A 17,797-nucleotide genomic window follows, 5' to 3' on the forward strand; every position below is an offset into this window, starting at 1 on the left:
GCGAATGCACGAATGCACCTCGCCCCGGTGGCAAATACAGCCAATCACGCCAAGGCTCTGCGCCAACCCTTCCTTATATGGAGGAGGTTGCCAATCATCTCCCTGACAGCCGATCTTGCGAGCAAGGCCGGCGGGCAGCACGGCATCATCGGGAAACATAAAAACGACGAAACGCCCTGCCCTTGCGACCCGGAACCCGCGGTCGCTGAATCCGCTGAAACAAAAAAGGCGCCAGACTATTAATCTGGCGCCTTTTCGAAATATGGGGTGGACGATGGGGATCGAACCCACGACAACGGGAGTCACAATCCCGTGCTCTACCAACTGAGCTACGCCCACCATATTGCGTGCCAAAGAAGCCAAATCACTTCTTTGTTGAACCTCGACCAAGCCAGGCGGCATGGTTGAAGTCTTGTTTGGTGCGGATGAAGAGACTCGAACTCTTACGCCTCGCGGCGCTGGAACCTAAATCCAGTGTGTCTACCAATTCCACCACATCCGCGAGATGAAGCTTTTAAAGCAAAGGCGCCAGACTGTTAATCTGGCGCCCTTCGAAATATGGGGTGGACGATGGGGATCGAACCCACGACAACGGGAGTCACAATCCCGTGCTCTACCAACTGAGCTACGCCCACCATATCGCGTTACTTGTGCCAAAGCTGCCTAATGGCGCACCCGGCAGGACTCGAACCTGCGACCATCCGCTTAGAAGGCGGATGCTCTATCCAGCTGAGCTACGGGCGCCTTGTTAATCTGTACTCTTGGAGGACTACAAACTAAGTGCTTTTCAGTCTTGCAGAACCGTAATCCCGCTCAACCTTCTCAACCAGTGCTAGGCTGTGCCCGACAAGTGCGACGAATAGTATAGAGCCCCCTGCAGGTCGTCAAATCCTTTTTGAAAAAAATTCATTTAATTAAAGGAGTTAGCGGAATTTGCAGACCAAGCGCCTTTGCCCTCACCGCATGACATGCGAGAATGCGCTCTCTTTTTTTCCCCTCTCGATGGTTAATCACGCGCAATGACTGCACAACTTATCGACGGCAAATCGATCGCCGCCAGCCTGCGCCAGCAGATCGCCCAACGCGTCAACGAGCGTCGCCAGCAAGGCCTGCGCACGCCCGGCCTCGCGGTGATCCTGGTCGGCAGCGATCCTGCCTCTCAGGTTTATGTCTCGCACAAGCGTAAAGACTGTGAAGAGGTCGGCTTCCTGTCCCAGGCCTATGACCTGCCTTCCGACACCACTCAACAAACGCTGGCCGACCTGATCGATCGCCTCAATGACGATCCGGCGATTGACGGCGTCCTGCTTCAACTGCCTCTTCCTGAACACCTGGACGCGTCCAAATTGCTGGAACGCATTCGTCCGGATAAAGACGTCGATGGTTTCCATCCTTATAACGTCGGTCGTTTGGCCCAACGCATCCCGCTGCTGCGTCCGTGCACGCCGAAAGGCATCATGACCCTGCTGGAAAGCACCGGTGCCGATCTCTACGGCATGAACGCGGTGGTAGTTGGCGCTTCCAACATCGTCGGTCGCCCGATGGCGATGGAATTGCTGCTGGCCGGTTGCACCGTGACCGTCACTCACCGCTTTACCAAGGACCTGGCCGGCCATGTCGGCCGCGCCGACCTGGTGGTGGTCGCCGCCGGCAAGCCGGGCCTGGTAAAAGGTGAGTGGATCAAGGAAGGCGCGATCGTGATCGACGTCGGCATCAACCGTCAGGAAGACGGCAAGCTGGTGGGTGACGTGATCTACGAAACCGCCCTGCCCCGTGCCGGCTGGATCACTCCAGTGCCGGGTGGCGTCGGCCCGATGACCCGCGCCTGCCTGCTGGAAAACACCCTGTACGCTGCCGAAACCCTGCACAGCTGAGGCTCAACGCAGCAGTAGCCAGCGACACAAGGAACCCTGCCACTGGCGGGGTTTTTTGTGCCCGCGGAAACGGATCGACCATCCGCCGGAAAGTGACTTTTTTTTCATGTTTCCGGGGTCTTTCACCCCGCCCTCGAACAACCATCGACAGTTATTCAGCCATACTCCAGAATGTCGCGCTTTTTAAGTAATAGCCCGTTACAAAACGGCTTATCAACACATTATTGAGTCTGCCAGCGTGAAAATCCGTCTTTCCATCCTGAGCCTATTTTTTGCAGTTACAGGGACTTTCATCACGCCAATTGCCAGCGCGGGCGACACCACCACCGCAGCGCCCCGAGACACCTCGCAACTCAAGCTCGCATCCGGCAGTTCCTTGTTGCTGGACATGCAGACCAACAAAATCATCTACGCCAGCAATCCGGACGTCGTCGTCCCCATCGCTTCCGTCAGCAAGCTGATGACCGGCCTGGTCGTGGTTGAAGCCCGGCAGAACATGGACGAATACATCAACATCAACATCAGCGACACGCCGGAAATGAAAGGCGTGTACTCCCGGGTAAAACTCAAGAGCGAACTGCCGCGCCGGGAAATGTTGCTGATTGCCCTGATGTCTTCCGAAAACCGTGCCGCCGCCAGCCTGGCGCACCATTATCCAGGCGGCTATGCGGCGTTTATTGCCGCGATGAACGCCAAGGCTCGCGCCCTGGGCATGACCAACACCCATTTCGTCGAGCCGACCGGCCTCTCCCCGCGCAACGTTTCCACCGCGCGCGACTTGAGCAAACTGTTGATCGCCGCGCACAAATACCCGTTGTTAACCGAGCTGAGCACCACCAAGGAAAAAACCGTCACGTTCCGTAAACCCATCTATAGCCTGGGTTTTCGCAATACCGACCATTTGGTGCGCAAGCCTGACTGGGACATCCAGCTGACCAAGACCGGTTTCACTAACGAAGCAGGTCACTGCCTGGTGCTGGTGACGCGGATGAGTAATCGTCCGGTTGCCCTGGTGCTGCTTGATGCTTATGGCAAGTACACGCACTTCGCCGATGCCGCGCGCATCCGCAATTGGGTCGAAACTGGCAAGAGCGCGAACGTGGCTTCAGCGGCCTTGCAGTACAAATCGGATAAGAACCTCAAGCAGCGTCAGAGTGGTGTTGTTGAGGCTTCGAAGTAAGTAGGCGGATATCGAAGGCTAAAGGGTGCATATTTGGATTGGGTGTATATCCGTTGCTGCGGTCACGGCCACCTATGGTTTCGCCCTTACGGCGACTCACTTTTCCAAACGCCGAAAAGTAAGCAAAAGGCTTTGCCCCACCACTCGGTGCCTCGCCTAGGCTCGGCATGCCCTCACTCCGGCATTGCTCCGTGGGTCGCCGCGATGGGCCATCCATGGCCCAGCGCGGCTAAACCGGCGTCCTGCCGGTTTCCCCACTGCGCAATGCCTGCGTTCGGCCATCGTGGTTAACGGGGCACCCAGATCAAAAACCAAAGCGAGGCGGCCTTAAAGCCGACCTGACTCTTCCGGATACCCCCAACCCCCTGTAGGAGCCAGGCTTGCCGGCGAACCAGGCGCCGCGGTGTATCTGTTGTACCGCATTATCGTTCTTCGCCGGCAAGCCTGGCTCCTACAGAGGGAACGCGTACGGCTCCCGATCAGGTCGGCTGTCAGGCCGCCTCGCTTTGGCGTTTGATCTTGATCTGGCTTTTGATTTTCTTGCCCCATCGAGAGGCCGAGTGGGAGGTTCTGCGCAGTGGGTAAACCGGCATGGATGCCGGTTTAGCCGCGCTGGGCCAAGGATGGCCCAGCGCGGCGACCCACGGAGCAGAGCCGGAGCGAGGGCATGCCGCGCCTTAGCGAGGCACCGAACGTCAGGGGCAAGAGCCCTTGGTTACTTAGGGCCGGGCGGCGTTCCGTTTTTCCAAGTGACTCGCCGTAAGGGCGAAACCCTAGGTGGCCGTTACCGAAGAATATGTACGCCTGGAAGACAATCATCGTCTGTTAGGACGCCTTCGCCGGCAAGCCTGACTCCTACAGTAGATCGAGTACATCCGCGAACGACTGGTTGACCATAAAGCCAACATCGCTGCGATGCGAAAATCCAACCCCAGGCTTATCACCCGACGTAATCGGAAGGACTCCCCCGCATCAATCGTTTGGCAGCGGCATCTGGTCATCATCGGGAATGCCATCACCTTTGCTGGGGTCACGCCAGCCCTGGGGATGTTCGGTCGGCGCCACCGTCGGCCGCGCCAGCGGATCGCGCAACGGACCGTCCGGATCCATCACCGGGTCAGTGCCCTGTTCGGGCGTGGTCGGCACGGTTTCCGGACGCTTGTCGTTGAAACTCGAATCGGTAGACATACGCACCTCCAATAGACCTAGGGTTTCAGATTACCCAGCGGATCGTAGGGTTTGGCGGGTGCCTTGGGGTTGTCACCCGGCTTCACATCCCTCGGCGCCTTGGCCGGTCCGATTGGATCGACCGCCGGATCAGCAAGGTCCGGAGAGTCGGGATCGAACCCCAATTCATCGCCAGACGAATGCTCGGACGAGTGAGGGCCCTCGGGGGAATTGGAATGCACCATGGCACCTCCTCAAAGCCCGGGAAAATCCGGGCCTTTAGTATTAGAGGTTGGCAATGGGCGCAGGTGCCCCGCGGGTGACGAACGGGCCTACTGCGCGCCCAGGGCCTGCCTGGCCTTGGTGGCCGCCTGCTCCTGGCCTGCCTGGGCGAGGTCGTTGGCTGCCTTGAGCCAGCGCTGCTGATCGACCTGAGCGGGCAACTGGGACGGATTCTGGATCAACACCGCCCATCCACCGGCGTCCTTGAACGCCGACTCGAACGAACCGAACCCCATCATTAACCGCTGATCCATGCCTGCACGCAGCAAGACGGTCTGCTTCTGACGGTTGTATCCGCTCAAAATCGCGTAACGCGGTTCAGCCCAGAGCGCCGAGCCCTCAGTGAAACGCACCATCACCGGATAACCGGCCGCAACCTGGGTCAGCAAGGCCGGCAGATTGCTGTCGAGCGGATAGACCAACATCCCGTACTCGCGGGCGAGGTTCTGCATGTTTTGTTGCAATTGCGCCTCGCCGCCGGGCAGATGCAAAGGTTTATCGAGCAAGCCAGGGGTGATCACGATGCCCTGTTGCGACAGCATGCTCGCCAGCACTTGCGGCCCACTCTGATTTGCCACGCCTTTGTAGAAACGGCCGCTGAGTTCGACGCGTTCCGGCAGACGCTTGATCTGTGGCGACACGCTCCCGGCGCACCCCGCCAAACTGGCAACGCACCCCACAATCAGTACCGCCGACAGCATTCGAGAAATTACTCGCACCATCATCACTCTCTTAATCGACGCCAGGTGATCGCATTCCCGGCTTGGCCGTCGATCATAGGGCGCCGGATCGCAGCGGTATAGCCTTAACCGGCAGTTGAGGGCATCCGATAGAGCAAACTGGTTGGTGACAGCCGACCTTTGGTCAATAGCCTGAAACACGCCAGCGACTAGACTGTCACTTGCATAGCGTGTGTGCCCGCTGCAGGGCAAAGAGGAGGCCTCGATGAGCCTGGCAATGACGATCGTAATGTTGATTTCTGGCTGGCTGGCCGTAGCCGCCGCCATGTTGTGGGGCGTTCTGCGCATCACCCGTCGGCACCATCACCCTGTCCAGCCGAAACCTCTGGCGAAAACCGACGAAGCCAGCACATCACACGCCACTGTCCACTAAAAAAGCCTCAGTCAAAAAAAAGGCTGCCTGGAATCCAGGCGGCCTTTTCATTTCAGCAAGGATCAAGCCTCAGCGGTAACCCGCTTCGCCCGGGCCCGTCGGGACATCATGTTCAACACCTCGATCGCTGCCGAGAACGCCATCGCCGCGTAAACGTAGCCCTTCGGTACGTGGGCGCCGAAACCTTCGGCGATCAGCGTCATGCCGATCATGATCAGGAAGCCCAGCGCCAACATCACGACCGTCGGGTTGTCATTGATGAACTTGGCCAACGGATCAGCCGCCAGCAACATCACCAGCACCGACACCACTACCGCAATGATCATGATCGGCAAATGCTCGGTCATGCCGACAGCGGTAATGATGCTGTCGATGGAGAACACCATGTCCAGCATCAGGATCTGACCGATCGCCGCGGCAAAGCCCAGGGTCACGGTCGAGGTGGCCGACTTCGGATCTTCCGGTGCCGGGTCCATGCTGTGATGGATCTCGGTGGTGGCTTTCCACAACAGGAACAGGCCGCCGGCGATCAGGATCATGTCCTTCCAGGACAACGCATGACCGAAGATCTCGATGACCGGTGCTGTCAGCTGGACGATGAACGCAATGGTACTCAGCAAGCCCAGTCGCAGGATCAGCGCCATGCCGATACCGATGCGCCGCGCCTTCTGCCGATGCTGCTCGGGCAGTTTGTTGGTCAGGATCGAAATGAAGATCAGGTTATCGATGCCGAGCACGATTTCCATCACCACCAGGGTGGCCAGGGCGACCCAGGCAGTGGGGCTGGCGGCTAACTGTAAAAGGTATTCCATGGGTCAGTCCTGACTCGCTGTAAGACGGTTTAGATTTCCTGGGAAGACGATGCGGATTTTTCCGCCTCTTTTTCCGATGATTCTTTTTTGCTGATCAGCCCGCCGGTGGCTTCGCTGAGCGCTTGCTCGGCGGCCTTGTGGGTGTCGTCGATTGCCTGTTTCGCGCTTTCGGCAGCCTTGCCCATCAACTGCTGGGCGCTTTTTTCGGCCTGGTCGCAACCGGCCAGAACCAGTAATGATGTGATCAGCAGTGCCGTGGCTTTGATTTTCATGGTGTTGTCCTCGATATAACGAACGCAGCCGAAACGATGGCCCGTTGATAGCGAGGGATTCTAGGGAATTGAATACTTCAGGAAAATTCGTATTTTCAGCGGTTATACTTCGATTTTTACGAACTGTTGGTTCCCATGCTCAACTATCGGCAATTGCATTACTTCTGGGTGGTGGCCAAGACGGGCAGCATCGTGCGCGCCTGCGAGCAGCTGAACCTGACGCCACAAACCATCAGCGGGCAGATTTCGCTGCTCGAACAAACCTATGGCATCGAGTTGTTCCGGCGGGTGGGTCGCCAGCTTGAGCTGACGGAGGCCGGCCGACAAACCTTGCCTTACGCCGAGCAGATGTTTCAGCTGGGGGGCGAACTGGAATTGATGTTGCGGGCGCAGCCCAACGAGCAGCAGATCCTGTTTCGCGTAGGCGTGGCCGACGTGGTGCCCAAGTCCATCGTCTATCGCCTGATCGCGCCGACCATGGAGTTGAGTGAGCCGCTGCGCATCACCTGCCGCGAAGACAAACTCGAACGACTGCTGGCCGACCTGGCCATACAACGCCTGGACCTGGTGATTTCCGACAGCCCCATGCCCTCGCACCTGGACATCAAGGGCTACAGCCAGAAACTCGGCGAATGCGGGATCAGTTTCTTCGCCACCGCCGAATTGGCGGCGCGGTATGGCCAGGACTTTCCCCGCAGCCTGCACGGCGCGCCCCTGCTGATTCCCGGGCCGGAAACCGTGGTGCGCAGCCGTTTGCAACGCTGGTTCGCCGAACAGCAGATTCAGCCGCAAATCGTCGGCGAGTTCGATGACAGTGCCTTGATGCAGGCATTCGGCCAGTCCGGCAGCGGCATTTTCATAGGCCCGAGCGTGATCGCCGATGAAGTGCAGCGCCAATACGGCGTGCAGGTGATTGGCCAGACCGACGCGGTCAGCGAGTCGTTCTACGCCATTTCGGTGGAACGCAAGGTCAAGCACCCTGGCATTGTCGCCATTACCGAAGGTGCCCGACGCGAGTTGTTTACCGAACTGTGAAGCCTCAGGCGCAGACTTCCCGGGGCTTGAACGTCATCAGGGCAATCGCCAGCAGGATCGAGGCGAGGATGAAAGCGGCCGCCGCGAAGCCAAGGCCTTGCAACCCAACGCTGTCGATTACCCGCCCGCCGATCATCGCGCCCAGGCCAATGCCCAGGTTGGCGCCAGCGATGTTCAGCGACGCGGCGAACGCTGGCGCTTCAGGTGCGGCTTTCATCAAGCGCACGTGGCTTACCAGGAACATCGCCGCCTGGGTCACGCCCCAGATGCCCATCGCCGCCGCCAGGCCGAGGGGCGAATGGATGTTCGGCACCAGGGCCACCAGGCCGGCAATCATGAACGCACAGAACATCATCGACGCCATCAGCGGGTGACGATCCACCGCACGGCCCCCCAGCGAGTTGCCGATCAACCCGACCGCGCCGAAGCCCATCAGGCACCAGCCGACCACGGTACCGTTGAACCCGGCGAGGCGCTCAAGGATGTCGGCCAGATAGGTGTAGGCGGTGAACATGCCGCTGAAAACCACCACCGACAACAACACATGCCCCAGCATCAGCGGGCTGCGCAGGATCTTGAACTGCGACAGCAAGCTCACCTGATGCTGGTGCAGGTTGGTTTTCGGCAGGTAGATAAACAGCAGCAGCGCCTTGGCAAAGGCAATGATCGCCAGGATGGCGAACGCACTGCGCCAGCCGAACGCATCGGAAATCAACGTGCCCACCGGAATACCGAACACCGTGGCACAGACAATGCCAAAGCCGATCTTGGCGATGGCGCGACCGGCGTAGTCCGGACCAACGATGTCCACCGCGGTCTCACTCGCCAGCGCCCAGAATACCGGCAAGCCCAGCGCCGGGATCAGCCGGGCAAACGCCATCACCCAGATGTTCGGCGCCAGCGCCGCCAGCGTGTTGGCCAGGCCGAACAGGATCAGCACCGAGATAAACAGCTTGCGCCGCTCGAAACGGGCGAAGTACGCCGTGAGAAAAGGTCCGAACGCAGCAACGGTAAAGGCGAACAGGGTCACCAATAACCCAGCTTGCGGGATGCTGACGTCCAAGTCGCGGGCGATGGCCGGCAACAGGCCGACGATGACGAATTCCGTGGTCAGCACCGTGAAGCCGGCGGCAGACAACAGAAGAATGGGCAACAGCATGCACAACTCCAGAAAAAACGACGACACCAGCGATAGCCCGAAGGCCCACTGGCAGACATGAAAATGAGGATGGCGAATATTAACAGAGTGATAACGCACGCGGTTGCACGAACCTGCAAATCGCGTGGCGTAGCCGGGCGGCAATTGGTCACAGGCCTGAAGGATTATTCCTACGCTGTGATAAAGTCCGCGCCCTGCAAAACGTACACCCGCTGTTCATCGATCTTTCATGACGTCGATGTCGCGACCCTCTTCGGTTTCCTGCCTGCGGCCTGCCCCGCAGCAGCGGCGAAGCCTTGCACTTATAAAAAATCCGAGATGCCGTTTTATGACTGCTTCATCCCCTTCCCTATTCCAACGCCTGAAACGCCTGAGCCTGGTCACACAGATCGTGATCGGCCTGATTGCCGGTATTGCCCTGGCCTTGTTCGCGCCTGAAACGGCGAAGTCCACGGCGTTCATTGGCAAAGTCTTCGTCAGCGCGCTCAAGGCGGTCGCGCCGATCCTGGTGTTCGTGCTGGTCATGGCGTCGATCGCCAACCACAAGCACGGCCAGGAAACCCATATCCGGCCGATCCTGTTCCTGTATCTGCTGGGGACTTTCGCCGCCGCCGTGGTCGCGGTGGTTGCCAGCATGATGTTCCCGTCCAGCCTGGTGCTGTCGACCCATGACGTTACGGTCACCGCGCCAGGCGGAATTGGTGAAGTGCTGCAAAGCCTGTTGCTGAGCGTGGTCGACAATCCGGTCAGCGCGCTGATGAACGCCAACTTCATCGGCATCCTGGCATGGGCCATCGGCATGGGCATCGCCATTCGCCATGCCGGCGACACCACCCGTGAAGTGCTGGGCGACCTGTCCAATGGCGTGACGGTGATCGTGCGCCTGGTGATCTGCTTCGCACCGCTGGGGATCTTCGGCCTGGTGGCCTCGACCCTGGCCACCTCCGGTTTTGGCGCCTTGATTGGCTACGCGCAGCTGTTGGCCGTGTTGCTCGGCTGCATGCTGTTCGTGGCACTGGTGATGAACCCGCTGATCGTGTTCTGGAAACTGCGCCGAAATCCGTATCCGCTGGTGCTGATGTGCCTGCGCGAGAGCGGCATTACCGCCTTCTTCACCCGCAGCTCGGCGGCGAACATTCCGGTCAATCTGGAACTGAGCAAGCGCCTGGGCCTGCACGAAGACACGTACTCGGTGTCCATCCCGCTGGGCGCCACCATCAACATGGCCGGCGCGGCGATCACCATCACCGTGCTGACCCTGGCGGCCGTGCACACCCTGGGCATCGCGGTGGACATCCCGACCGCCATCCTGCTGAGTGTCGTTGCGGCGATCTGCGCCTGCGGCGCTTCGGGCGTGGCCGGTGGTTCGTTGCTGCTGATCCCGCTGGCATGCAGCCTGTTTGGCATCCCGAGTGAAATAGCGATGCAGGTGGTGGCGGTCGGTTTCATCATCGGCGTGCTGCAGGACTCGGCTGAGACTGCGCTGAATTCGTCCACCGATGTGCTGTTCACTGCCGCGGCTTGCCTGGGTGAAGAACAGAAGGCCGCACGGTTGGCCTGACCCGCCCCCGCCCTGTAGGAGCCAGGCTTGCCGGCGAAGGCGTACTTAAGGCCGCCTTCGCCCGTAGGAACCAGGCTTGCCGGCGAACCAGGCACCGCGGTGAAACTGCTACACCGCGTAATCGTTGTTCGCCGGCAAGCCTGGCTCCTACAGGACACAGAACGCAGAACGCAGAACGCAGAACGCAGAACGCAGAACGCAGAACGCAGAAAAACAAAAAACCCGCCAAGGCGAAAACCTGGGCGGGGTTTTTTGTACCTAAACGGTTTAGAACGCGCCCATGTAATCGCGCTTGCCCACTTCCACGCCGTTATGACGCAGCAGCGCGTAGGTGGTGGTGACGTGGAAGAAGAACTGCGGCAGACCGTAGGTCAGCAGGTAAGCCTGGCCGGAGAAACGCTTCTCTTTCGGCGTGCCCGGGCGAGTCACGATCTCGATACCTTCCTTGCCATTGATCTGCTCGGGCGTGAACTCGCCGATGTAGGCCAAAACCTTGGCGATCAGCGCTTGCAGGTCGGCGAAGGTGGTTTCGCTGTCGTCGTACTTCGGCAGTTCGACTTCAGCCAGGCGGGAAGTAACGCCCTTGGCGAAATCAACGGCGATCTGCACCTGGCGCACCAGCGGGAACATGTCCGGGTACAGGCGCGCCTGCAGGAAAGCGTTCGGGTCGATGTTCTTGGCGGTAGCGTGGGCCTCGGCCTTTTTCAGTACATCGCTCAGGGCGTTGAGCATTTGCTGGAAAACAGGCACGGAAGCGTCGTACAGGGAAATAGTCATGGCAGTCTCGTGTGATGACAGGAGGAAAACGTCGGCCGATTATAGCCGTGCGCGACCCTCCCGAGATGGCTCTTTTTCATTTGCCCGCACGCGGTTAAATCGTCAGCCTTGCCTAGTCCAAACGAGCGATGCCGCGGAGAATGAAGCGCTGCACGCCGGCAAGGCTCGACTAACCTCCATCAACGAGGTCTTATAAGCCGAGAAATTCCAGACCAACCGTTAGCGAGGTTCCAGCCACTGTGAGTACTGAGCAAGAGACGACGTTCGACGAACCACGCCTGAACAGCACGGAAATCCGCATCCTGGGTTCCCTGATCGAAAAACAGGCCACCAGCCCGGAAACCTACCCGCTGACCCTCAATGCGCTGGTGATTGCCTGCAATCAGAAAACCAGCCGCGAGCCGGTCATGAACCTCACCCAGGGCCAGGTTGGCCAGAGCCTGCGCGCCCTCGAAGGACGCGGCTTCGCCAGGCTGGTGATGGGCAGCCGTGCCGATCGCTATGAGCACAAGGTCGACAAGGCACTGGAACTGGTGCCAGCGCAGGTGATTCTGACCGGGCTGATGTTTTTAAGGGGGCCGCAGACGGTCAACGAACTGCTGACCCGCAGCGGGCGCATGCATGATTTCGAGGATGCCGAGCAGGTCGTGCATCAACTCGAACGCCTGATTGCCCGTGGCCTGGCGGTACTGATCCCACGCCAGGCCGGACAGCGCGAAGATCGTTATACCCATGCAATGGGTGATCCGTCGGATATCGAAGCGATCCTCGCTGCACGTCAAAATGCGCCGGAGCGTGGTGCTGGCGGCGCTGTGTCGGTTGAGCGAATCGAGGAGCTCGAAGCACGAATCGCCGCGCTGGAAGAACGCTTGGCACGCCTCGAATAAAAGGGGCGAGCGAGTTCCGGGCGGCGTTTTCGGCTGCCCGTCAATCAATAGACAAGGCTGGTGCGGGCAAACTCCACGGCTTTCTGGAACTGCTCATCGGTCGGGCGCACACCGGTATAGAGCACAAATTGCTCCACTGCCTGGATCGCAATCACTTCGAGCCCGGTGATGACATGTTTGCCCTCGGCACGAGCACGCACGATCAGCGGAGTTTCCGCGGGCACCGCGACGACATCGAAGACGATATCCGCAGCCGCAATGGCTTGGGCATCGAACGCCAACTGCTCGGCTTGCGGGCCGGTCATGCCGATGGGCGTGACGTTGATGAGCATTTGCGGGCGTTGCTCACCCAGTTCGGGCTGCCAAGGGTAGCCCAGTGACTTGGCCAATGCCTGGCCCGCGCGCTCGTTACGGGCCACGATCAGGCCATTGTGGTAACCGCCATCGCGCAAGGCGCTGGCCACCGCCTTGGCCATGCCACCACTGCCAAGCAAGGCGAACGTGATGTCCTTGGGCACCTGGTGGGTCTGCAGCAACTGGGCAATGGCAATGTAGTCGGTGTTGAAGGCCTTGAGATGGCCGTCGGTATTGACGATGGTATTGATCGACTGGATGGCCGTGGCAGATGGGTCCAGTTCATCGACCAAGGGAATGCAGGCTTCCTTGAACGGCATCGATACGCCGCAACCGCGAATACCCAGGGCGCGGATACCGCCGATGGCACCCGACAGGTCCTGGCTGGAAAACGCCTTGTAGTAGAAATTCAGCCCCAGTTGCTCATACAAATGGTTGTGGAATCGCAGGCCAAAATTCCCGGGGCGCCCGGATAGGGACATGCACAGCTGGGTGTCTCTGTTGGGGTTCATCTGCATATGAATCTCCTTGAGCTGCACTTTCGGATGGACGGGATTAGCCAGTCCATCGGGTTCTGATCAATCATATTCGCGTGCCCTGATCGATGCCGCGCGACCGTAAGGACGGCGATACAGACCTTACACAAAATTTACCCGGCGGCTGTGCTGATTTTCAAAAAAAAGCTGTCTTAGAAGTATCCCCGCGACATTCCTTGAGTCTATGGCAGGCACAAGCGCCGGGTTGAAGCACCGAGGAATCATCATGATCCGTAAAATCCCCACAGTGGCTTTGCTGATCGGCGCCCTGGCTGTCGCAGGCCAGGCAGAGGCGCATGGCGGTGGCGGTTGGGAAGGTCCGGCGGTATTTGGCGCAATCGTCGGCTCGGCCATCGTTGGCTCGGCAATCATCAACAGCAACCGGCCTGTGTATGTGGCACCGCAACCGGTCTACGCCCAACCGGTTTACGCTCAACCACAACCGGTGTACATGGCACCGCCCCCACCGGTCTACTACCAGCCCGCACCGGTGTATGTGGGACAACCGATCTACTATCGCCCGGCACCGGTCTATTACGGTCCACCTCGTGGTTACTATGGCCCGCCTCGCGGCTATTACGGCCCGCCCCACGGCTACGGCCGCTGGTAATCCCGCGCCCGCCATCCACCGTTCGTCGTCGCTGGTCTGGAAAGATCCTGTCGGTGTCGCTATCGGGACAGTGTCGACCGTTGAAGTTGGCAAGATTGACTCGCCCTTCCCTTTGCGCCAGCCAAGGTCAATAACAACAAGGACGAGCTCATGCCCACGCAAAACCCGCACCGCATCAATGGCCTGTGCACTTGCAGCAAGGTCTACAACGCCCTGACCGAACTCAAGCAGCTCGAGGGCCATCGCAGCGCCAAGTTCCTTTCGCTGCTGACGCAGAACCTGGTGCGCAAGGGTCTGCTGAACGAGCAGGAAGTGGTCCATATGCTCGACCAGGTGGTCGCCTGAGCGCCAACCGGCGAGCTGACCTCACTGGCATCAATGACCACTATTGAAAACGTTGATTTTCCCTCGACTCACCCGGGCCGTAAGGTGACTCCACAGATTGATGGAGGTCCCTATGATGTCTCAGATTCAGATCATGTCCGTTATCGGCAGCGCCGTTCCCGCACCGCTCAGAGCACTTGGCTTGCTCGCCTGCTGGTATCTGGTCCAGGACGGCGAACAAATCAGCGGCCCGCTCACCTCGCTGCCGGACGCCCAGGCGCTGTCCCTGCAAATCGGCACGGGACAGCCAGGCAAGCTCAGTGCCTAAGGCAGCTGAACCCGCGGTTTGGTTTCGAGGAAAATGTCCCAGCTCGACATGAACAGGGCCGCGATCAACGGACCGATGACAAACCCGTTGAGCCCGAACAGCGCCAGGCCACCCAGGGTCGAGATCAGGATCATGTAGTCCGGCATCTTCGTGTCCTTGCCCACCAGGATCGGTCGCAGCACGTTATCCACCAGGCCGATCACGAACACCCCGAACAGCCCCAGCACCACACCTTGCCAGACCGCACCGGTCAGCAGGAAAAACGCCGCCACCGGCGCCCAGACTATCCCTGCCCCGACCGCCGGCAACAACGACAGAAGCGCCATCAATACTGCCCAGACCAGTGCGCTGGGAATGTCCAGAAACCAGAAAATCATTCCGCCCAACGCGCCCTGGGTAATTGCCACCAGCAGGTTGCCCTTCACGGTGGCTCGCACCACGCGATTGAACTTGAGTTGCAAACGGCGTTTCTGGTGCTCCTCCAATGGCACGGCCATGCGCACCTTGCGTGCGAGTTCAGCGCCGTCGCGCAGGAAGAAAAACAGCAGGTAGAGCATGATGAAAAAGCTGACGATGAACTCGAACGTACCCTGGCCAAGATTGAACACCTGATTCGTTACCTCACCGCCTGCCATCGCGCTCTTGACGATTTTCTCCCGCAGCCCGTTCAATTCGCCCACTCCGAACCGATCGAGCAAATGCTGGAAATAGGGAGGCAGGTGGTGCTTGAACTGCGTCACATACCCGGCAATGTCGAGCTCACCGCTCTCGATACTCTTGTACAGCGCCGTGCCTTCCTGAACCAGGAGGAAGCTGATGATGGTCACCGGCAGGATCGCAATCACCAGGCAGATGCTTAAAGTACAGAACGAAGTCAGATTGCGCTCCCAGCCGAATTTGAGCTGCAGCCGACGCTGCATGGGCGCAAAGACAATACCCAGGATCACCGCCCAGAACACCGCACCGTAGAACGGCAACAGGATCCAGATGAACGCGATGCTCACCAACACCAGCAAAACCGCCAGCGATTTATCTTTTAGCGTGTCTTCGTTCATGTCCGATCCTGGCCAGTCACCGGGACGCAACGTTGCGCCTTGATGCTTAGGCCATCACAGCGGGCGCGAGTGCCGTAGGTTTGTGCAAAAAGCCATATCTACGCTTGCTTGGCCGGCACTGTCAGCAGACCCGACTCAACCGAGGTCACGCCGAACGCGAACAACGCCCATCTTCAATCCAAACGGCTTGAACACGGCATTCAACGATTTCAGCGTCTGATTGCCTTCGCCGTGCTCGATATGTACCAACGTACGTACCGAAATCTTGCACATCTTCGCGAATTGAGTCTGGTGCAAGCCGGTGACTTCGACCCGCAATCGGCGAACCGCCTCGCCAATTTCAAGGGTGCCCTGGGCCAATGCCTCTTGAATGCTTTCTATGAGCACAGTGCGCTCGGCCACTGTCATGCTCATATCAACTCCCATGCTTTCAAACGTTGCGGCTGTAGCGTCAGGTCGTACATCGAATGACACCTGCATCTAAATGCATTTAGAGAGGGAAAGTGAATCGCCAACTGCAATATAGTGCATTCAAAGGTATCAAAGACCCTGATGTACCTGCAGTAAAATGCAGATTTATCAAATCCAGTGCAAAAAAAAGGGGAGCACATGCCCCCCCGAGGTTTAAAGCGTTGTATCGGGGCCGTTAACTCAGCCTTCGATCTCGATCAGGATCTCGCCCGGATTCACCCGGTCGCCCTTGGCCACGTGAATGGCGGTGACTTTACCGGCGATGGCGGCCTGGACTTCAGTTTCCATCTTCATCGCTTCTGTGATCAGTACAGCCTGGCCCGCCTTGACGGTGTCGCCTTCCTTGACCAGCACATCGACGATGTTGCCTGGCATGGTGGTGCTGACGTGGCCCGGGGCCGACGCCTGCTTGCGTTTGCTGCTGCCACCGCCGACGAATTCGTTGAGCGGTTCGAACACCACTTCTTCCGGCATGCCGTCGATGGACAGGTAGAAGTGACGCTTGCCTTCAGACTTGACGCCCACACCGGTGATGTCGACGCGGTAGGTTTCGCCGTGGACGTCGATGACGAACTCGGTCGGCACGCCTTCACCGCCGGCCGAGGCGACGCCACCGGCCTCAGGAATCGGCAACAGCACTTCGGGGGTCAAGGTGCCAGCAGCACGTTCCTCGAGGAACTTGCGGCCGATGTCCGGGAACATGGCGTAGGTCAGCACGTCTTCTTCAGACTTGGCCAGGGCACCGATGTCGGCGCGCAGCTTGGCCATTTCCGGCTTGAGCAGGTCCGCTGGGCGCACGTCGATCACTTCTTCGCTGCCAATGGCCTGGCGACGCAGTTTCTCGTTCACTGGCGCCGGCGCCTTGCCGTAGCCGCCCTGCAGGTACAGCTTCACTTCGTTGGTGATGGTCTTGTAGCGCTCGCCGGCCAATACGTTGAAAAACGCCTGGGTGCCGACGATTTGCGAAGTCGGGGTCACCAGTGGCGGGAAACCGAGGTCTTCGCGAACCCGCGGAATCTCTGCCAGCACTTCGCCCATGCGGTTCAGGGCGCCCTGCTCTTTCAACTGGTTGGCCAGGTTGGAAATCATCCCGCCCGGAACCTGGTTGACTTGAACCCGGGTGTCGACGGCGGTGAATTCACTTTCGAACTGGTGGTACTTCTTGCGCACGGCGTAGAAGTACAGGCCGATTTCCTGCAGCAACTCCAGGTCCAGGCCGGTATCGAACTCGCTGCCTTTGAGGGCGGCAACCATCGACTCGGTACCCGGGTGGCTGGTGCCCGAGGCGAAGCTGGAGATCGCGGTGTCGATGTGGTCGGCGCCGTTTTCAATGGCCTTGAGCTGGCACATGGTTGCCAGGCCGGCGGTGTCGTGCGAGTGAATGAACACAGGCAGCGATTGCTCGGCTTTCAACGCCCGGACCAGTTCGCCGGTGGCGTACGGGGTCAGCAGGCCGGCCATATCCTTGATCGCAACGGAGTCGCAACCCATGGCTTCCATTTGCTTGGCCTGTGCCACGAACGCGTCGATGGTGTGCACCGGGCTGGTGGTGTAGGCGATGGTGCCTTGGGCGTGCTTGCCGGCGGCTTTCACCGCTTCGATGGCCACGCGCAGGTTACGCACGTCGTTCATGGCGTCGAAGATGCGGAACACGTCGATGCCATTGACCGCTGCCTTGGCGACGAAGGCCTTGACCACGTCGTCGCTGTAGTGGCGATAGCCCAGCAGGTTCTGGCCGCGCAGGAGCATTTGCAGGCGCGTGTTAGGCAAGGCGGCGCGCAGTTGGCGCAGACGCTCCCACGGATCTTCCTTGAGGAAACGGACGCAGGCGTCAAACGTTGCGCCACCCCAGCACTCCAGCGACCAGTAGCCGACCTTGTCGAGCTTGTCGCAGATCGGCAGCATGTCTTCGGTGCGCATGCGGGTCGCGAGCAGCGATTGGTGGGCGTCGCGCAGGATGGTGTCGGTTACGTGAATCTTCTTGCTCATTGTTCTATTCC

General features: G+C 59.4%; 19 protein-coding genes, 4 tRNA genes and 1 pseudogene. 9 read left to right on the forward strand and 15 right to left on the reverse strand.

Annotated elements, in window-relative coordinates:
- Positions 1-263: 263 nt before the first annotated feature.
- From OH720_RS22150 to OH720_RS22165, 4 genes are all read right to left on the reverse strand, one after another.
- Positions 264-339 (reverse strand) — tRNA-His (locus tag OH720_RS22150).
- 78 nt (positions 340-417) lie between these two features.
- Positions 418-502: transfer RNA gene (locus tag OH720_RS22155), tRNA-Leu, on the reverse strand.
- Positions 503-559: 57 nt separating this feature from the next.
- Positions 560-635 (reverse strand) — tRNA-His (locus OH720_RS22160).
- A gap of 32 nt (positions 636-667) precedes the next feature.
- A tRNA-Arg gene (locus tag OH720_RS22165) sits at positions 668-744 on the reverse strand.
- Positions 745-1,019: 275 nt separating this feature from the next.
- Between OH720_RS22165 and folD the strand changes: the two genes are divergently transcribed.
- Positions 1,020-1,874, forward strand: a complete 855-nt coding sequence (gene folD / locus OH720_RS22170) for a bifunctional methylenetetrahydrofolate dehydrogenase/methenyltetrahydrofolate cyclohydrolase FolD (protein WP_272602928.1) — start codon at positions 1,020-1,022, stop codon at positions 1,872-1,874.
- A 238-nt stretch (positions 1,875-2,112) separates the two neighbouring features.
- The gene (gene pbpG / locus OH720_RS22175) at positions 2,113-3,054 is read left to right on the forward strand and encodes a D-alanyl-D-alanine endopeptidase (RefSeq protein WP_272602929.1); all 942 of its coding nucleotides are present in this window, start codon (positions 2,113-2,115) and stop codon (positions 3,052-3,054) included.
- A gap of 972 nt (positions 3,055-4,026) precedes the next feature.
- Here pbpG and OH720_RS22180 read toward each other — a convergent pair.
- The 3 genes and pseudogenes from OH720_RS22180 to OH720_RS22190 form a co-directional block, all read right to left on the reverse strand.
- Positions 4,027-4,242 carry a hypothetical protein gene (locus OH720_RS22180; protein ID WP_272602930.1) on the reverse strand — a complete coding sequence of 72 codons (216 nt, stop codon included), beginning with the start codon at positions 4,240-4,242 and terminating at the stop codon, positions 4,027-4,029.
- 17 nt (positions 4,243-4,259) lie between these two features.
- Positions 4,260-4,466 carry a DUF6021 family protein gene (locus OH720_RS22185; RefSeq protein WP_272602931.1) on the reverse strand — a complete coding sequence of 69 codons (207 nt, stop codon included), beginning with the start codon at positions 4,464-4,466 and terminating at the stop codon, positions 4,260-4,262.
- A gap of 87 nt (positions 4,467-4,553) precedes the next feature.
- Positions 4,554-5,281, reverse strand: a pseudogene (locus tag OH720_RS22190) (peptidase C39 family protein).
- 179 nt (positions 5,282-5,460) lie between these two features.
- Here OH720_RS22190 and OH720_RS22195 point away from each other — a divergent pair.
- A complete protein-coding gene (locus tag OH720_RS22195) occupies positions 5,461-5,616 on the forward strand; it encodes a hypothetical protein (protein WP_272606546.1) in 156 nt (51 codons plus the stop codon).
- A gap of 62 nt (positions 5,617-5,678) precedes the next feature.
- Here OH720_RS22195 and OH720_RS22200 read toward each other — a convergent pair whose 3' ends face one another.
- Both OH720_RS22200 and OH720_RS22205 read right to left on the reverse strand, forming a co-directional pair.
- Positions 5,679-6,428, reverse strand: a complete 750-nt coding sequence (locus OH720_RS22200) for a TerC family protein (protein WP_180203451.1) — start codon at positions 6,426-6,428, stop codon at positions 5,679-5,681.
- A gap of 29 nt (positions 6,429-6,457) precedes the next feature.
- The gene (locus OH720_RS22205) at positions 6,458-6,700 is read right to left on the reverse strand and encodes a hypothetical protein (RefSeq protein ID WP_008056928.1); all 243 of its coding nucleotides are present in this window, start codon (positions 6,698-6,700) and stop codon (positions 6,458-6,460) included.
- Between the two features lie 135 nt (positions 6,701-6,835).
- Here OH720_RS22205 and nhaR point away from each other — a divergent pair, with 135 nt between their 5' ends.
- Complete coding sequence (nhaR, locus tag OH720_RS22210) at positions 6,836-7,735, forward strand: transcriptional activator NhaR (RefSeq protein WP_110749098.1); 900 nt, start codon at positions 6,836-6,838, stop codon at positions 7,733-7,735.
- Between the two features lie 4 nt (positions 7,736-7,739).
- On the opposite strand, the gene OH720_RS22215 is transcribed toward nhaR, so the two are convergent.
- A complete protein-coding gene (locus OH720_RS22215; RefSeq protein ID WP_272602933.1) occupies positions 7,740-8,894 on the reverse strand; it encodes an MFS transporter in 1,155 nt (384 codons plus the stop codon).
- 328 nt (positions 8,895-9,222) lie between these two features.
- Here OH720_RS22215 and sstT point away from each other — a divergent pair, with 328 nt between their 5' ends.
- A complete protein-coding gene (gene sstT / locus OH720_RS22220; RefSeq protein ID WP_272602934.1) occupies positions 9,223-10,455 on the forward strand; it encodes a serine/threonine transporter SstT in 1,233 nt (410 codons plus the stop codon).
- A gap of 267 nt (positions 10,456-10,722) precedes the next feature.
- Here sstT and OH720_RS22225 read toward each other — a convergent pair whose 3' ends face one another.
- Positions 10,723-11,232, reverse strand: coding sequence for a DUF1993 domain-containing protein (locus tag OH720_RS22225; protein WP_272602935.1), 510 nt, complete (start codon positions 11,230-11,232; stop codon positions 10,723-10,725).
- 239 nt (positions 11,233-11,471) lie between these two features.
- Between OH720_RS22225 and OH720_RS22230 the strand changes: the two genes are divergently transcribed.
- Complete coding sequence (locus OH720_RS22230) at positions 11,472-12,119, forward strand: YceH family protein (protein WP_272602936.1); 648 nt, start codon at positions 11,472-11,474, stop codon at positions 12,117-12,119.
- A 44-nt stretch (positions 12,120-12,163) separates the two neighbouring features.
- On the opposite strand, the gene OH720_RS22235 is transcribed toward OH720_RS22230, so the two are convergent.
- Complete coding sequence (locus tag OH720_RS22235; protein WP_272602937.1) at positions 12,164-12,991, reverse strand: shikimate 5-dehydrogenase; 828 nt, start codon at positions 12,989-12,991, stop codon at positions 12,164-12,166.
- A 244-nt stretch (positions 12,992-13,235) separates the two neighbouring features.
- Here OH720_RS22235 and OH720_RS22240 point away from each other — a divergent pair, with 244 nt between their 5' ends.
- The 3 genes from OH720_RS22240 to OH720_RS22250 all read left to right on the forward strand — a co-directional run bounded on the left by OH720_RS22240 (position 13,236) and on the right by OH720_RS22250 (position 14,271).
- The gene (locus OH720_RS22240) at positions 13,236-13,619 is read left to right on the forward strand and encodes a hypothetical protein (protein WP_272602938.1); all 384 of its coding nucleotides are present in this window, start codon (positions 13,236-13,238) and stop codon (positions 13,617-13,619) included.
- Between the two features lie 150 nt (positions 13,620-13,769).
- Positions 13,770-13,964: a hypothetical protein gene (locus tag OH720_RS22245; protein ID WP_008056942.1), complete on the forward strand. Its 195-nt coding sequence runs from the start codon at positions 13,770-13,772 to the stop codon at positions 13,962-13,964.
- A gap of 115 nt (positions 13,965-14,079) precedes the next feature.
- Positions 14,080-14,271 (forward strand): hypothetical protein, encoded by a 192-nt coding sequence (locus tag OH720_RS22250; protein ID WP_032831464.1) that lies wholly within the window; start codon positions 14,080-14,082, stop codon positions 14,269-14,271.
- Here the strand turns inward: OH720_RS22250 and OH720_RS22255 are convergent.
- The 3 genes from OH720_RS22255 to oadA all read right to left on the reverse strand — a co-directional run bounded on the left by OH720_RS22255 (position 14,268) and on the right by oadA (position 17,786).
- Positions 14,268-15,326 carry an AI-2E family transporter gene (locus tag OH720_RS22255; protein WP_272602939.1) on the reverse strand — a complete coding sequence of 353 codons (1,059 nt, stop codon included), beginning with the start codon at positions 15,324-15,326 and terminating at the stop codon, positions 14,268-14,270. The genes OH720_RS22250 and OH720_RS22255 overlap by 4 nt on opposite strands.
- Before the next feature lie 135 nt (positions 15,327-15,461).
- A complete protein-coding gene (locus tag OH720_RS22260) occupies positions 15,462-15,740 on the reverse strand; it encodes a helix-turn-helix domain-containing protein (protein WP_008056947.1) in 279 nt (92 codons plus the stop codon).
- Positions 15,741-15,977: 237 nt separating this feature from the next.
- Positions 15,978-17,786 (reverse strand): sodium-extruding oxaloacetate decarboxylase subunit alpha, encoded by a 1,809-nt coding sequence (oadA, locus tag OH720_RS22265; protein WP_272602940.1) that lies wholly within the window; start codon positions 17,784-17,786, stop codon positions 15,978-15,980.
- Between the last annotated feature and the right edge of the window lie 11 nt (positions 17,787-17,797).

The sequence above is a fragment of the Pseudomonas sp. WJP1 genome (assembly GCF_028471945.1).
Lineage (GTDB): Bacteria > Pseudomonadota > Gammaproteobacteria > Pseudomonadales > Pseudomonadaceae > Aquipseudomonas.